Source organism: Citrobacter sp. RHBSTW-00017, from assembly GCF_013797615.1.
Classification (GTDB): Bacteria; Pseudomonadota; Gammaproteobacteria; order Enterobacterales; family Enterobacteriaceae; genus Citrobacter; species Citrobacter braakii.
The window spans coordinates 1,032,693-1,048,501 of sequence record NZ_CP056899.1 but is presented as its reverse complement, the minus strand read 5'-3'; the positions used below and the strand labels follow the sequence as shown (position 1 = coordinate 1,048,501).

Sequence of the window (15,809 nt, the reverse complement as noted above, 5' to 3'; positions counted from 1 at the left end):
TCTAATTATATATCAAAGGAATAATCATCAGTTTGAATCGTCGCCTGATTTGACTGATATTGTTCAAAAAGCGCAGATGCCTGTGCTAAATCTTCACACATCGTAATTTTTCCATGCAGCAGTACGCCAAACGCATGACAGTGTTCTTTAATAAGCCGAGGGTTGCGCGTTAGCACAATCAACCCTTTCTGTTGCAGCTCATAAGCTAGGGAAGGTGCGAATAAGCAGGTCATTTCTTCCCAAGCTGACTCGCTGATTAAAATTTCGCGGATCTGGGCCGATTTTTTTCCCGCAAACACATCGAATCAGCCTATTTAGGCTATTTTTTCCACCATTTCTGGCGTTATTTCCGGTTTTTACTGAGATCTCTCCCACTGACGTATCATTTGGTCCACCCGAAACAGGTTGGCCAGGGTGAATAACATCGCCAGTTGGTTATCGTTTTTCAGCAGCCCCTTGTATCTGGCTTTCACGAAGCCGAACTGCCGCTTGATGATGCGAAACGGGTGCTCCACCCTGGCACGGATGCTGGCTTTCATGTATTCGATGTTGATGGCCGTTTTGTTCTTGCGCGGATGCTGCTTCAAGGTTTTTACCTTGCCGGGACGCTCGGCGATCAGCCAGTCCACATCCACCTCGGCCAGCTCCTCGCGCTGTGGCGCTCCTTGGTAGCCGGCATCGGCTGAGACAAATTGCTCCTCTCCATGAAGCAGATTACCCAGCTGATTGAGGTCATGCTCGTTGGCCGCGGTGGTGACCAGGCTGTGGGTCAGGCCACTCTTGGCATCGACACCAATGTGGGCCTTCATGCCAAAGTGCCACTGATTGCCTTTCTTGGTCTGATGCATCTCCGGATCGCGTTGCTGCTCTTTGTTCTTGGTAGAGCTGGGTGCCTCAATGATGGTGGCATCCACCAAAGTGCCTTGGGTCATCATGACGCCTGCTTCGGCCAGCCAGCGATTGATGGTCTTGAACAATTGACGGGCCAGTTGATGCTGCTCGAGCAGGTGGCGGAAATTCATGATGGTGGTGCGATCCGGCAGGGCGCTATCCAGGGATAATCGGGCAAACAGGCGCATGGAGGCGATTTCGTACAGGGCATCTTCCATGGCACCGTCGCTCAGGTTGTACCAATGCTGCATGCAGTGAATACGCAGCATGGTCTCCAGCGGATAGGGCCGTCGGCCATTGCCCGCCTTGGGATAAAACGGCTCGATGACAGCGGTCATATTCTGCCATGGCAGAATCTGCTCCATGCGGGAGAGGAAAATCTCTTTTCGGGTCTGACGGCGCTTAGTGCTGAATTCACTATCGGCGAAGGTGAGTTGATGGCTCATGATGTCCCTCTGGGATGCGCTCCGGATGAATATGATGATCTCATATCAGGAACTTGTTCGCACCTTCCCTAGCGCCGCCTGCATACGCAACTGTGTGGCATTATCCCCGGTGTACAGCTTGTCATCGGCAATATAAAGGCGGCAGGGAAGCAGTAAATTAATGGCAAATGCCAGATGCGCTTTCATCGTGACAGAATATTCACTCACCCTGTCGGTATAGCGCTGTTCAAGCTGGGTCAATTGATAGCAGAAATGTGAAAATTCATCGCCATCCAGGCCATAAAGACTGGCCATCATGCGCGCATTCTCTTCGCCGGTTAACCCCGGCAGAACAAAAGCATTTGCCCCCAGTGGGAGCGCATCACCCCGTAGCCCAATAAAATCCCCTTCATCAGGAGCATCTATACCGCACAGCAATCGGGTTAGCGTCGTTTTGCCTGAACCAGGGGCCGCCAGAATACCGATATGCTCATGGTAATCCATGACAAAATCTGTTTTATCAAGGACCACCCGCGGGCCCTTATCAGACTCAAAATAGCGTGTACAACCTAATAAACCGAACACGAACGCGTCTCTCCTGAAGCTAAAGTCAGTGATTTTCAGTGTCACAAATCAGGTGAAAAATGATGCCCGCGAGGAATAACGTTGCGGAAAATGCCAGAGGGTAAAGAGGTTCAAGGTACAAGGAGTTATACCCCTCAAACATTCCTTCTCTGACTATCTCATTAGCATGAAGTAGAGGGTTCCAGCTGAATATGCTTAATAATGAATAGGGCAATTCATTCGCCGTATAAAAGACAGCTGAAATCAAAAACATCGGTCTTAGCACTACAGGAACGGCTTTGTAGACCAGCGGAAACCGTTCAGACAGTGCGTCACAAAAGTAACCAAACGATAATCCCAGAAGCCATGCGATAACCATCCCTTCAAAAATCAGGATCGGTTTCTGGGCTTCCCAACGGGAGAAGATAAGAAAGTTAATTAATGAAACAATAATATAAATGATAACCGCATTAACAAATTCGACTGCGGCAAGAGCAAAAATCACATGTCTTTTCTTAACCTGCGAGACAACCGCCAGCGATGTAAAGAATGAACGGGTGCGCATGGTTGCGGTAATGGTATAACGAAATAACAGATACGGTAATATACCTGCAATAACAAAGCTGATATCGTCAGTAAATATTGGTACGGTGCGATTTAAATATTGAAAAGAAATAACGGTAATGGTTATCCATACCAGTGGTACGGCCAGCACCATCATATAGTTTAGCAAATTACCGTTATAGCGTGTTTTGATATCGCGTGACATTAACAAAATGATTAACTCACAGACGGTAATGAGTTTCATAAAATAATAAGTATTATTTTTCAAAATATTCATATGGCGACGTTAGAAAGAGTTAGAGCCGCGGATCAAAAAGCTATCGAATGCGGCTTTCACCTTAGCGAAATCAGTCAAAGAGGCGTTCGAGATATAGATAACATCGCCGTCTTCCACCCGCATGGCCTGTGCTAAAAACACCGAGTCAGGTTGGCTCATATCGATATGATAGATATTCAGCTTACGCATCTGCTGTTTCGCCTGTTCCGCTTCGTCATGCTTGTACAGAAAAACCGCCTGCGGATCGGCAAGATTGTCGTTTAATCCTTTCGCCAGCGCCAAAGCATCCACTACGCTGGAATGACGCTGAACCAGAGCATGTTTTCCCTGAACACCCGCCGCGCCGAGCACATTAACATACTCGGTCACTTGACGCAGAGTGATACGGTCATCCGGCTGTAAGACAATATCCAACCCGGGATACTGATAAATATCTGACAGTCGCGCGTTGAAATAATGCTGCTGGCGCGTCACGTGAACTTCCATCATCTCTGCGCTGGTATTTTCTACTGCCGCCGCCGTTGCCAAAAAATGACTAAGACGATTCATACTCTGTTCGAGAGGGTAGCGACCCGTTTTCCCGCTGCCCTCGACCGTCACCATGGCTCCGGTGCGGGCGGTAAGCGTCACCAGCACCTGAGGATTCAGGACAACGCGCGAAAGTCGCTTTCTGATCTCTTCAGCCAGTTGTGTCACATCCAGCCCGGTAACCGGGATTATCCCGGCATAAGGCACCTGAACGATATTACCGTCAGTCACAAGAATATTTTCAAAATCCGCCCGGTCGCCGCTCGCGTTATTGGATAAGTACCCCGCCCCGCCCGAGGATAAAATAGTGATATGCAGCACATCGCCTTTAGCCAAAGATGTCCAGTGCCAGTTATTTTCGGCAAAGACCGGATCGACAATAGTTTTCGGCACAGTATCGGCATCACTCAGTTTTAATGTCGGTGTGACTTCAACCAGATGATAATGAGGATCGTCCTGATTAATCAGGCTGGATTTAAATACCGCCCTGGGAATAGTGCATCCCGAAAGCAGAAAAAACGTCGTTAATAATATAATAATTTTTTTCATAACTTATTTTATAAATGAAATAGCTGAAAAAATGCTGCCCATTAATTAACGAGGCTGAGAGGCAATGGTTTGTACAAACGTTCCCACCATATGTTCCACGGTGAAGCGTTCTTGTAAAAATGACTGCGTCTGTTGGCAAATACCGGTTCTGCTGCGCCATAAATTGACCAACTGTTCTGCATAGCGGCAAGCCTGGTCAAGATTGACCGTCTGTGCATCATCAAGAATGAAACCCGAAACACCCTCAATAAAGCATTCTGCCGATCCACCTGCAGGGGTTGAAATCACCGGCACCCCGACCATTTGTGCTTCAATGAGCACATTGGGTAGCCCTTCATAACGCGAAAACAAAATAAATACGTCCATTTTTTGCAGCCAATACCCCACGTCACGCGAGACGCCAACGAATAGTATTCTCTCCAGAATCCCCAACTGTTCGGCGCGTTTCTGCGCTTCAGCGCGCAAATCACCATCGCCTACCAGCACAAAGCGTGTGGCGGGGTGGTGCTGTAAATAGCGTGCTGCAAAATCAATCCATGCAAAAGGGTTCTTATCGCCTACAAAGCGGAAAACGCCACCAATAGTCGTGTCCGCATCCTGTGTTTTTTGCGTAAACTGCTGCCAGATTTTATGTGGCACCTCAGAAGAGGGTTCGGTAGATGGCGGTAAGACGCCGTTATATACAACCTGGAAGTGCTTCGCCTCCAACTTTAGCCAGTCGGCATAATGCCGGGTCACACAATGGTTGTTACTCATAAAATCAACGCCAGGCACGACCGCCAGCGCCTGGTAGAGAGGCTCATATTCCGGCTTGAACAGACGCTTTCTCACCACCGGCGGTAAGCCACGTAATCCCAGCTGAATTCTGGGCACGCCAGCAATCAGCGCTGCAAGCGCAATCATCAGACAAGCGCCATCCTGCCAAACGGAGAGATAATCCAGCTTGCGCTCGCATAAGTGGGGGACCAGATGCTTGATACCGTAGTTACACACCGGCGGCAGATGAGAGAGCAATAAGCGCAACTCCGGAGATTCTATTGTCGTATCGTCAAAGAAGTTTCCGGTAATCTTCGCGATTTCAAGCACCTCGACCTGTTCTTCCAGCACTTCTTTCAGGAAAAAGTCTTGCCTGAGTTCCGGTGCCAGGGAGCGAATAATGAGCTCTACCGGCTCTTCTACTTTCAGGCCGCCAATTTTCCCCTGTTGCCGATATTTTCTGGCGATCTCAATAGCCAGCCTGGAAATCTGACGCTCTGCACCGCCGCTACCTAGCGAGCCTGTACAGAGCGCAAGGCGACCAAAAGATCCGACGGGAAGCTGCCGCGGCTGACGATTTCGATAGAACAAGATGGCATGCTTCATTGCAATAATACGGGTGTTGGTCCCCACAGGGATCGCTTCCCCTTCAAGGCGTTCAAGCAAATCGCAGATCTTATTTATTTTGCCTAAATAATTGTTATATTTTTTCTGCACGCCGGTGCTAACCTTTTTAAGAATTAGCTGCGCATCTTTGGCTAGCCCCGTATTATATAAACGACGCGCATACTCATAACGTGCTTCATCATTGTTTTGTGCAATCAGCGTTTCGTAGAGAGCGTATGCACGCGCCGTTTCATTGAAATCATGAAGAAATTCTGCTTTTTTTAGCATCGCTAATGAAGTTAAAGCCTCAGCCGGTAATTCGCTGTCAATTAACGCAACAGCTTGCGCAAGCTTCTTCTCTTGTTTCAATGTTAAAAGCGTTTTCCCTAGGGAAGGTGCGAACAAGTTCCTGATATGAGATCATCATATTCATCCGGAGCGCATCCCAGAGGGACATCATGAGCCATCAACTCACCTTCGCCGATAGTGAATTCAGCACTAAGCGCCGTCAGACCCGAAAAGAGATTTTCCTCTCCCGCATGGAGCAGATTCTGCCATGGCAGAATATGACCGCTGTCATCGAGCCGTTTTATCCCAAGGCGGGCAATGGCCGACGGCCCTATCCGCTGGAGACCATGCTGCGTATTCACTGCATGCAGCATTGGTACAACCTGAGCGACGGTGCCATGGAAGATGCCCTGTACGAAATCGCCTCCATGCGCCTGTTTGCCCGATTATCCCTGGATAGCGCCCTGCCGGATCGCACCACCATCATGAATTTCCGCCACCTGCTCGAGCAGCATCAACTGGCCCGTCAATTGTTCAAGACCATCAATCGCTGGCTGGCCGAAGCAGGCGTCATGATGACCCAAGGCACTTTGGTGGATGCCACCATCATTGAGGCACCCAGCTCTACCAAGAACAAAGAGCAGCAACGCGATCCGGAGATGCATCAGACCAAGAAAGGCAATCAGTGGCACTTTGGCATGAAGGCCCACATTGGTGTCGATGCCAAGAGTGGCCTGACCCACAGCCTGGTCACCACCGCGGCCAACGAGCATGACCTCAATCAGCTGGGTAATCTGCTTCATGGAGAGGAGCAATTTGTCTCAGCCGATGCCGGCTACCAAGGAGCGCCACAGCGCGAGGAGCTGGCCGAGGTGGATGTGGACTGGCTGATCGCCGAGCGTCCCGGCAAGGTAAAAACCTTGAAGCAGCATCCGCGCAAGAACAAAACGGCCATCAACATCGAATACATGAAAGCCAGCATCCGTGCCAGGGTGGAGCACCCGTTTCGCATCATCAAGCGGCAGTTCGGCTTCGTGAAAGCCAGATACAAGGGGCTGCTGAAAAACGATAACCAACTGGCGATGTTATTCACCCTGGCCAACCTGTTTCGGGTGGACCAAATGATACGTCAGTGGGAGAGATCTCAGTAAAAACCGGAAATAACGCCAGAAATGGTGGAAAAAATAGCCTAAATAGGCTGATTCGATGTGTTTGCGGGAAAAAAATCGGCCCAGATCCGCGAAATTTTAATCAGCGAGTCAGCTTGGGAAGAAATGACCTGCTTATTCGCACCTTCCCTAGCGCAGCTAACTTTTCTTCCTGCGTAATCATTACGACTTCCCTGATGTATTTTTTTGTAATGCGGTTATGCAGGTCGAGATCTGCCTTGTCACCGGCTCCGTTGGCCCATTCACTTTCTCCAGTCGCTGCCAATACTGCAAAGCCTGGGTGTAGTCGCGTAAATGCATTGCATTTAATGCGGCATATTTCAAGGCATAGGCATTTTCGCTATCAAAAACGAGTAATTTTTTCGCATAATCTAGATGTTCATAAGACGCGATAGTGCTACCGCCATCCTTCAGTGACTCATTAAATAATCTGATAATTTGCTTATATTCACGCATCAGGCGAGAAACATCAGGATCAATTCGTTTCAAGCTAATCAATACAGACAATGCTTCATCCAGACGCCCTTCCGTTTTCTTCTGGCGTACATATTTAAGGGCTCTGGTTGCAACATTGCGACACTCTTTCTCAAACAACTCGTTCATCGAGGCATTCTGGAATGATGGAGAAATGCTCATGACGTTAGCAATCAAATCAATGAGGAACGGAATGTCGTTAATATGACGTATACTGCGTAACATAATCGACTGCAGGCTGGTAATGTTCGAATTACGAATCAAGGTCATATGGGCCAACGTGCACGCGTCTTTCCAGGCACCAAGATTCACCAGCGTTCTTGCACAATATACGGTGCTAACGGGATCGAACTCCAGAAGTGGCCACACTATTTTCGCCCCTGCCAGGATATTTTCATAATCCTCACGCTCATACATTTCTCTTAATTTCTCGCGCCATGCCATTTTAACTTCATTATTAAAGCGAGAAATACGTGCATGGGGATAAACCATAAATGCAGAGTAGCTGTAGACCAGCGAAGTACTCAGTGAGACAAAATCATCAACCGAATGTAGCGACAGCGCAGTATTGTTCCATGCCTCAAAAACGTCGTGGAGTTTATCTTTATACGAGGTGCTAAGCGCCTGATGATAGCTCATATTCTTGATGCAGAAAGCTGTGCGGATAACGAGACCGGTATCATGAATCGTCGACAATACCGTCAGCGCAAATTCTGACTCATGGCGGAGTAGCTGCTCGAGCGCATGCATGAAAATCAATTCATCACTGAATTTGATTGCCAAAGATAACGCTGTTTCCATAAACGCATCATTTAGGCGCTGCGATTGAATGCCGGCATGGAAAGCTTCGGAGAATGCGTTGCCATCATTGAAATATTGCGTGCTGCTCAGGAAATTAACCCATCCGCTTTGGGTTTCAGGATTCAATAACAGTACACGTTTCCAGTATTGATATGACTTATCAAACAGCTTTAAAGCATCGGCTGAGCCGGCGGCAACGGTAAGGACTTCTTCATCTTCAATTTCATTGGAAAGCATCATCTCGGCCGTCGATAAGGCTTCCCGCCAACGCGCTAATCCATGCAGAGACCTCAGCCGACAACGTAATGTACTGTCCGTCGTACCGATAATTTTCTCAACATCACTAATATCCTGATAAGCCTGTTCATAATAACCTAAACGGCTGAAGATTACGGACCGAAGTTGGATTAGAACAGGCTCTTGCTGCTGATTTCTTAATGCGGCAAAAAGTTGCTGTGATGCAGTAATAATGTCGCCATCGGCAAGCAGCTTAGTGATCGATAGGGTAATCTCACGTATTTGGTCCTGTTTCTCTTGTCGCCCCTCATCAAGATGATGATTAGTATTATTGATCACTCCCTTAAAAATAGCCGCAACGATCGCGTCACCAAACATGTCGGTATAATGAGTAAGATCGTCGCCATTTTTTTCCAGGGCTCGTTTCTGCCCCCACTTTTCCATCAAATTTGTCGGATTAACGCAGGGAATATCCATCCTGGTGGCGATGGTCTCGACATTTTTAATCAACCGACTGCGGGACTGAATGACGGTTCCAGCACGAGTCACGGCATCAACATGGGCCATAAACATAACGCGATCGCGACCAAGCAGCTGAACGATTTCCATCATATCCTGTTCGATAGCATGCTCATCCATCTGCTCGACATTGATATTGCTTAATAAGGCACGATCGTCTTCCGACATTCCGGCAAAACAGGGATCGTCTTTGAGATAGGCCAGCAGTTTGTGTTGATTTCCTTGCGTGGCCAGCGACCAGTACACACGCGCCCGCTCTGTTTGGCTAAAAAACTCATAGAAATGACGAGTTAAATAATTTATTTGTAAGCAGAACCCATAGGCCATAATCTTCTTCTGACTTGAAATCTCAACGATATAGAAATCAGAACGACTATGAACGTCGGTATTTGAATAATTTACGGCAGGTCTAAAAATAAAAGGCCGGACCTTTTCAGGAATATCTATCAAGCCTAAAATAAAACGAACCTGCTGTAATGCCTCGCTACTCGTATGCGTAAAACCATATATCCTTTTAAAATTAGCCTTGAAATTAAAATAAGGCTGAGCTCGTTTTACCGGACTCACAATACGGCAACTACCAATGGCTGTAAGCGTAAACATCCCTGACGATTTCATTAAATTCATCCACGTGAAAGGAAAGTGAGTAGTTTTACTCAGGAATACAAAGCAGTCTTTTTATCGATATACCATTTTAGAGTCTGCTTAAGTCCTTCTTTGATGTCAAACTCAGGCTCATATGAAAGAAATGTTTTTATTCTGGTAATATCTGCCTGACTATGCTTAACGTCACCGTCACGAAAATCTTTATAAATTGGTTCGGCACTAATTTGTTCATCCCGCCATAAATTCAACCCATCGCGGATGAGATAATAAAGCTCATTTAGCGAAGTTCTGTCTCCAACAGCCACATTATAGACTTTATTTTTTGAGGCTAAATCATTAGTCGTTGCTGATAATAAATTGGCCTGAATCACATTTTCTATATAGCAAAAATCCCGGCTTGTTGAACCATCGCCATTGATATAAATTGGTTCATCTTTAAGAAGCGATAGTATCCAGCGAGGAATGACTGCAGAGTATGCTCCGTTAGGGTTTTGGCGACGGCCAAATACATTAAAGTAGCGTAGGCCAATAGCGTTAAAATCATAGCTGCGAGCAAACACCTCGGCGTACAATTCATTGACGTATTTTGTAACCGCATACGGGCTTAATGGCCTGCCGATCCGTTCCTCAATTTTAGGTAAATCGGGATGGTCACCATAAGTACTACTGCTTGCGGCATAGGTGAAACCAGATACATGTGCATCTCTCGCCGCCGTCAACATATTTAAAAAACCATCAATGTTAGCGCTATTTGTCGTGATAGGATCCTGCAAGGAACGTGGTACGCTTCCCAGAGCGGCCTGATGTAAAACGTAATCGACATTCTCACAAACAGCCTGACAATCGGCAAACGACCGGATATCCCCCTGAACAAAGGTAAACCGCGACCATTGTTCTTCACTGACAGCGGCACGCACATCCTCTAAATTATGTTGATAGCCAGTTGAAAAGTTATCCAACCCAATTACTGTTTGATTTAAATAGAGTAGTTCTTCTAATAATCCAGAGCCGATAAAACCTGCTACGCCAGTAATAAGCCAACGTTTTGGTTCAAGAACGAGTTGTATTTTTAATTCATCATAGGCTGTCATGATTATAACCTCACATCTGACTGCTCAGGCGAAAGGATATACTTCAAATCATAAAGCACATGTTTATCTTTTCCAAAGCCACGAATATCAGTACTCCCCATCTTCTTAAACTGCTCATGGCCAACGGCAACAATAATGGCATCATAAGAAGCCGCCTTGATTTCCGATACAGGTATAATCCCGTATTCCTCTTCGACTTCCTCAGCATCCACCCAAGGGTCAAAAATATCAACATTACAGCTGTAATTGCCCAACTCTTTTACAACATCGATAATGCGGGTATTCCTGATATCCGGGCAGTTTTCTTTAAAGGTGAACCCCAGAATCAGAACGTTAGAACCCTCAACATTAATCCCTTTTTTGATCATGGCTTTGATCAACTGTCCCGAAACATAGTTACCCATATTATCGTTCAGTCGACGACCCGCGAGGATAATTTCCGGATAGTAACCGATGCCCTGAGATTTATGAGTCAGATAATAGGGATCGACGCCAATGCAGTGACCACCAACCAGTCCAGGACGGAATGGCAGGAAGTTCCATTTACTTCCCGCTGCTCGCAGCACGGCTTCAGTGTCAATCTCTAATCGGTTAAAGATAATCGCCAATTCATTTACCAGCGCGATATTGAGATCGCGTTGGGTATTTTCAATCACCTTTGCCGCTTCCGCGATCTTAATGCTTTCCGTTTTGTACGTTCCAGCCGTGATGATCTGTCGATAGATCTCATCAACCAGACAGGCCGTTTCTGCAGTTGAACCTGAGGTAATTTTCTTGATAGTTGTCAGACGATATTTTTTATCGCCGGGATTGATGCGCTCTGGGCTATATCCGACAAAGAAGTCTTTGTTAAATGTCATCGCTGACATACGCTCAAGGATCGGCACGCATTCTTCTTCAGTACACCCTGGATATACCGTAGATTCATACACCACGATATCCCCCGGCCTCAATACTTTGCCAACAGTTTCACTTGCCATAATCAAAGGAGTGAGATCTGGTTGCTTATAATCGTTGATCGGCGTCGGGACGGTAATGATGTAAAAATTGCATTCTCTGATTTCATCAATTGATGAGGTAAACGTCAGATGGCGAGCATCACGTAGCTCTTCTTCTGTGGTTTCGAGATTGACATCGATCCCTTCTTTTAGCTCGAGTATACGTTTATGATTAACATCAAAACCAACCACCTGACGAATTTTCCCAAATTCAGCAGCCAATGGTAAGCCAACATACCCGAGTCCAATAATGGCAATTTTTACATCATCTTTGCTGATCATTACTGATAAGTCCCTTATTTAATAATTATTAACTTTAAATAAATCCCAGATGTTTTCTGGAACGCTACCGCCCCTGACGTTCTTAGCCAGCGTATCTATTCTTATCGAAATCACGACAGTTTCTAGTCTAAGCAAGGCTAGAAATTTTATATTTCCTAATTTTAGTTAAATGGAGGTCGTATGCAGTATCCGTTCTAAAACAACAATTAAAGATCGGATCTTTAATTGTAATTCTTAATGAGAAAACGCATAGTTTTTTATTCTGGCAATAGAAGATATCGAGGGTCTCGCACGCCGAATTTAAGAGCGATTTCTTTTCTCCAACGATACAATGTTGACGGCGAGTTCATAAATCTATCCTGAAGCTCCTCCATACCGCTTTCGGTTAAGAAGTACTTCATCTTCATGATATCTTTGTTGCTAATCTTAAAGTTACATTCCCTTCGCCCTGCCGTTATCTTGTCACCATTTCGTCGATATAGGCTTATTTTCTTAATCATCTCCGACACAGGTGTTGAGGTATCGAAAACAGCAATAACATTTTTGATATTATCCAGCCAAAAAAGAGCCAAAGGCATCAACCGTGAGCTGGAAATGATGATTATAATTTTATTGATATCTTTATTACGTGAGAAAAAAACCAAGGTACTACGTAAGCTGTATTGATTAAGATTCACGAATAAATAATTTCTTTCGTTTGTAATCAGTGACATTTCATCAATAACACTAGCGACGCCCCCCCCAAAATAAATATCATTAGGTGGCCAGAAATGTTGATACTTCATGAAGCCTCCATAACCTCAAAAAACTCTATTTCATCCATGGAAAGGTAAGTGCGTACTTTTAAGCACACCGACCCTCTAAAAAATACCTAACAATCGAGTAATTAATTTTATTAATATTGCTAAATACATGAGATGAACTTTTACACAACAAGGATGTGATATCAACCCCTCGGCATTCATAGCTAAAAACTATCAATTATTCATTCTTAGATTTGAATTACTAATGGATATCGGCATTTTAATGCGATTATTGGTTGTATTATTAGTACCACCTGTGAAATCGCACTTTCATCTTTTATTCAAAATGAGAAAATTCTCAAAACACAAGGAAACATTTTCTTACAAATTACCAGCATACATACTGGGGTTAAAGGTAGCCTGACTGAATTGTCACCCATGTCTCTACCTTTAAATTCTTAGCTATACCGTGTGAGATTTTAATCAGTACAACTGAAGTCTATCTAACTATATTTGCTATATTTTTCAACAACAATGACAGAATATACACAAGGCTAACGAACCCCCCGGCATAGCAAGCATTCAAAATGGTACAAAGTACTAAAGTAATTCGTATATTTTTGTGTATCTACATAATTTCGTGACCGGATAATGAGAACAAAACTAGTCACCTTAAGAAATTATTACTAATGATAAAACTCCTGAAGATATTTTTAACAAAATAGATGTCCACCATGTTTATCCAGGTAAAATCCTACCAAGTCTAAACCATTTAAAACCTGTTACTACCGATTAGAGAAAATTGACCTACGAAAAGGCCACATTACTTATTTATGAAGGATAACTAATCTTATATCGTGTTCAAAAAAGATAACTATGGAATTATAATCTAACAATTAACTACGTGACCTGTATTAGCGTTGATATATTTTCAGACAGACAATCAAACATACTCCTTAAAATTTCTTAAATAAATTCAATTGATTGATAGTTGATTTTTTGTACCACGGGGGAAATGCGATATTTAAGACACCAGTATCGCGAATTGTAAGGATTAACCAGCATATACAAAGCTCTACTATCCGAGAGCGTCAAAGATTTCTCTTTGGCCCCTGTGGATAGTTAGTTTCATATGAGGTATCTCCCGAAAGGGAGGCCTATCGTCTCCCACAATCGCTTTAGCCTGCATAGTCGTGCATTGAGTCTGTCTGACCGTTAAACAAAGAAACACATTGAGATTACGAAGGATAATTGAATCAGGAGAGTCTGTGAGAAGTAAGTCGTGGAGCGGGCGAAGGGAATCGAACAAAGAACTTAACTCACTGTAATTAAATTATTTTTATTACATTACATCAATAGCTATACACATTCGTATACAGTAATTCTTCTGCTTGGATTTTCACAGAACTGCACATAGTTTGGTTGCCAAACAGGGAACCCAACTACCACAACATAATCAAGCTAGCATCCCCGGATAGTGTCTGGCAATAATATCGTTGAGCCGCTCAATCAGCTCGGGACGCTTGAACGCAATGTGCGCACTCCCCTTCTGAAAATAATTAATCCTGAATAGCTCATCGTCATACACTTCAGAAGTCCGCTGCTGGCCGATATGGTCACTCAGCCGACAGGCAATGTCAGCCCGATTGTCCGGAAGCAGCTTACCATCAAGTAGTGTCAGCATACGTTCCAGATCAACAATCTGGTCGCGTCGATAGCCATGTGTGAAGCTAAACCCCCAGCGGTTGTAAGAAACCAGACCATCCATGATGATCTTTTTTCCAAACCTACAGGGTGAGTTCGTTTTATAATCCCACGATAACGCTTTAAAAACGTTGATAACACCACGCTCAAAAACGGCCTGTTTGTCGTGATTCAGTTGCTCAAAGGTACTAAGGATATTGTTTTCAGAGATCGCGGGGATATCGTTTTTCTCCAGGCTTTTGTGCCACTCGTCACGCGCCTGAGCATCCATCAGGGTCAGCATGCCTGATTTATTCATCATATCGCGCCAGATGCGGCGATCAATATTGCGGGTCATCGCTTTCATTGCTTTATCGGTTTTTTCCGTGAACCAGCAATCGTAGCGATGGCCATCCCGCATTCCCCACTCTTGTGCTGTACCACCGCCGATATCGTGGGTCAGAATGGAGATATCATCAAGTTCACTGATAAGGCTTTGAATCCGTGTCAGCGCAGCATTACGGCCTGTAACAATACGTTCAATGCTGGTGGAGCAAATCACATCAGTGTGCCCGGTTAACACTTCGGGTTCATTAACATTATTTCCGGCCATTATTTCTCTCCTTTATAGTCAGAAAAACACCAGCCGCTCAGGGCTGGTGTTTATGTACTTGTGGGATGCGGTTCTTTTTATCCGAATCATCGCTTGCCTGAAGCGTTGGCCTGCGGATGTTGTCCTCTGGTAATAGCCGTCACCTCTTTATACGTGCCACGGTTCATCAGCCCCGCAGCCTTTCTGGCCCGGAGGATATCAATGGGTGTGATAAACGGAGACTGCTCCCTGATGCTGAAGCCTGGCCGGTCAGTGCGGACCAGTTCATACTTTTCTACAATAAAATTCAGGGCATCGGACAGCGAGATACCTGCGTCGATATGCTGCTGAATCACCTGTTCATCACTGAACGGCGTATCGTTAAGCGTGAGACCATAGTGATGTTCCAGCAGGCAGGTCAGCAGGGTCTGCCAGACACCCACGGGAGACGGGCGTGACGATGCCGCCCGCATGAGGGGGGATAATTTGGTTTGCATAAACGTTATCTCTTTAGTGGGAAGATATGTGCGTTGAAGGGCGAAGTATTAAAGTGTTATGCCGTGGTGACGGGAGTGGGATAAATCGCGATATAAACGTAGCCGTGCGAACCGAGCGTATCCGCCTCGCAGGTCAGACCTTTTGCATACAGTGTGACGCCGTGCTGATGACGGGGATTCAGTTCACCGCTGGTGAGCATTAACTCCAGCTGTTTCATCAGTACCGGGAAGGCCTGGTCAAGATAGCGCAAATCCGCATCGCAGAACTGACCATCAAAGTTCGCACGGTCAGCCAGGTAATGCAGGGAGTTTCTCTCCTGGACCAGACGGGCCCCAAAACACGGGGAGACACTGCGTCTGAGCCCCCACCAGGGTTCGCTGATATCATGCGTTGTTATCGTGGTTTTCTTCGACAAAATGTAGCTCTCCTTAAACGTGGATTAATTCAACGTAACGCTGCGCAATACGACATAGGGGCCGTTGCGGTCCTGGCGGCGCTCTGCGAATACGGCCAGTACACCGCTGATATCTTCCACCTCGCGACCGGCATAGTGGCAGATGCTGCCGGACCACGCGTATTTGCCGGTACAGAAGCGGAACAACTGGGACTGTGGATACTGGCGGTATATCGCCATTGCCTGACGTTTACTGATAATTTTCATTAATACT

The 15,809-nt window shown here is 45.6% G+C and carries 13 protein-coding genes and 2 pseudogenes; 1 reads left to right on the top strand and 14 read right to left on the bottom strand.

The genetic code is table 11. The annotated features are described in order from the left end of the window. Positions 1–5 precede the first annotated feature (5 nt). The 6 genes and pseudogenes from HV037_RS05165 to tviE all read right to left on the bottom strand — a co-directional run. Positions 6–212: pseudogene (locus tag HV037_RS05165) on the bottom strand (Vi polysaccharide ABC transporter ATP-binding protein VexC); the annotation flags it as partial. A gap of 144 nt (positions 213–356) precedes the next feature. Beyond that, on the bottom strand, positions 357–1,337 hold the full coding sequence (locus tag HV037_RS05160; RefSeq protein ID WP_000019445.1) for an IS5-like element ISKpn26 family transposase: 981 nt from the start codon (positions 1,335–1,337) through the stop codon (positions 357–359). Between the two features lie 69 nt (positions 1,338–1,406). Next, positions 1,407–1,901: pseudogene (gene vexC / locus HV037_RS05155) on the bottom strand (Vi polysaccharide ABC transporter ATP-binding protein VexC); the annotation flags it as partial. Between the two features lie 25 nt (positions 1,902–1,926). Then, entirely contained in the window at positions 1,927–2,721 is a 795-nt protein-coding gene (vexB, locus tag HV037_RS05150) for a Vi polysaccharide ABC transporter inner membrane protein VexB (protein ID WP_016154312.1), read from the bottom strand. A gap of 9 nt (positions 2,722–2,730) precedes the next feature. Further along, complete coding sequence (gene vexA, locus HV037_RS05145) at positions 2,731–3,798, bottom strand: Vi polysaccharide ABC transporter protein VexA (protein ID WP_181500198.1); 1,068 nt, start codon at positions 3,796–3,798, stop codon at positions 2,731–2,733. Positions 3,799–3,843: 45 nt separating this feature from the next. Then, positions 3,844–5,574 (bottom strand): Vi polysaccharide biosynthesis glycosyltransferase TviE, encoded by a 1,731-nt coding sequence (gene tviE, locus HV037_RS05140; RefSeq protein WP_181500355.1) that lies wholly within the window; start codon positions 5,572–5,574, stop codon positions 3,844–3,846. A gap of 44 nt (positions 5,575–5,618) precedes the next feature. On the opposite strand from tviE, the gene HV037_RS05135 reads away from it, so the two are divergent. After that, a complete protein-coding gene (locus tag HV037_RS05135) occupies positions 5,619–6,599 on the top strand; it encodes an IS5-like element ISKpn26 family transposase (protein ID WP_000019445.1) in 981 nt (326 codons plus the stop codon). Positions 6,600–6,779: 180 nt separating this feature from the next. Here HV037_RS05135 and tviD read toward each other — a convergent pair whose 3' ends face one another. The 8 genes from tviD to HV037_RS05095 all read right to left on the bottom strand — a co-directional run bounded on the left by tviD (position 6,780) and on the right by HV037_RS05095 (position 15,802). Further along, complete coding sequence (gene tviD, locus HV037_RS05130) at positions 6,780–9,275, bottom strand: Vi polysaccharide biosynthesis protein TviD (protein WP_181624250.1); 2,496 nt, start codon at positions 9,273–9,275, stop codon at positions 6,780–6,782. Positions 9,276–9,304: 29 nt separating this feature from the next. Beyond that, positions 9,305–10,345 (bottom strand): Vi polysaccharide biosynthesis UDP-N-acetylglucosaminuronic acid C-4 epimerase TviC, encoded by a 1,041-nt coding sequence (tviC, locus tag HV037_RS05125; RefSeq protein ID WP_103284190.1) that lies wholly within the window; start codon positions 10,343–10,345, stop codon positions 9,305–9,307. Between the two features lie 2 nt (positions 10,346–10,347). Continuing rightward, the gene (tviB, locus tag HV037_RS05120; RefSeq protein WP_016157409.1) at positions 10,348–11,625 is read right to left on the bottom strand and encodes a Vi polysaccharide biosynthesis UDP-N-acetylglucosamine C-6 dehydrogenase TviB; all 1,278 of its coding nucleotides are present in this window, start codon (positions 11,623–11,625) and stop codon (positions 10,348–10,350) included. 257 nt (positions 11,626–11,882) lie between these two features. After that, entirely contained in the window at positions 11,883–12,410 is a 528-nt protein-coding gene (locus HV037_RS05115; RefSeq protein WP_019077624.1) for a hypothetical protein, read from the bottom strand. A gap of 1,414 nt (positions 12,411–13,824) precedes the next feature. Further along, on the bottom strand, positions 13,825–14,664 hold the full coding sequence (locus HV037_RS05110; RefSeq protein WP_049238632.1) for a DUF4942 domain-containing protein: 840 nt from the start codon (positions 14,662–14,664) through the stop codon (positions 13,825–13,827). Between the two features lie 86 nt (positions 14,665–14,750). Then, the gene (locus HV037_RS05105) at positions 14,751–15,140 is read right to left on the bottom strand and encodes a TA system toxin CbtA family protein (RefSeq protein ID WP_049238634.1); all 390 of its coding nucleotides are present in this window, start codon (positions 15,138–15,140) and stop codon (positions 14,751–14,753) included. A gap of 56 nt (positions 15,141–15,196) precedes the next feature. Then, positions 15,197–15,556: a type IV toxin-antitoxin system YeeU family antitoxin gene (locus HV037_RS05100; protein ID WP_049238636.1), complete on the bottom strand. Its 360-nt coding sequence runs from the start codon at positions 15,554–15,556 to the stop codon at positions 15,197–15,199. Positions 15,557–15,580: 24 nt separating this feature from the next. After that, positions 15,581–15,802 (bottom strand): DUF987 domain-containing protein, encoded by a 222-nt coding sequence (locus tag HV037_RS05095; RefSeq protein WP_049238638.1) that lies wholly within the window; start codon positions 15,800–15,802, stop codon positions 15,581–15,583. Positions 15,803–15,809 lie beyond the last annotated feature (7 nt).

Coding starts and splice junctions, on each gene's coding strand:
- HV037_RS05160 (WP_000019445.1), bottom strand. CDS start 1,337: ATGAGCCATCAACTCACCTTCGCCGATAGTGAATTCAGCACTAAGCGC.
- vexB (WP_016154312.1), bottom strand. CDS start 2,721: ATGAATATTTTGAAAAATAATACTTATTATTTTATGAAACTCATTACC.
- vexA (WP_181500198.1), bottom strand. CDS start 3,798: ATGAAAAAAATTATTATATTATTAACGACGTTTTTTCTGCTTTCGGGA.
- HV037_RS05135 (WP_000019445.1), top strand. CDS start 5,619: ATGAGCCATCAACTCACCTTCGCCGATAGTGAATTCAGCACTAAGCGC.
- tviD (WP_181624250.1), bottom strand. CDS start 9,275: ATGAATTTAATGAAATCGTCAGGGATGTTTACGCTTACAGCCATTGGT.
- tviC (WP_103284190.1), bottom strand. CDS start 10,345: ATGACAGCCTATGATGAATTAAAAATACAACTCGTTCTTGAACCAAAA.
- tviB (WP_016157409.1), bottom strand. CDS start 11,625: ATGATCAGCAAAGATGATGTAAAAATTGCCATTATTGGACTCGGGTAT.
- HV037_RS05115 (WP_019077624.1), bottom strand. CDS start 12,410: ATGAAGTATCAACATTTCTGGCCACCTAATGATATTTATTTTGGGGGG.
- HV037_RS05110 (WP_049238632.1), bottom strand. CDS start 14,664: ATGGCCGGAAATAATGTTAATGAACCCGAAGTGTTAACCGGGCACACT.
- HV037_RS05105 (WP_049238634.1), bottom strand. CDS start 15,140: ATGCAAACCAAATTATCCCCCCTCATGCGGGCGGCATCGTCACGCCCG.
- HV037_RS05095 (WP_049238638.1), bottom strand. CDS start 15,802: ATGAAAATTATCAGTAAACGTCAGGCAATGGCGATATACCGCCAGTAT.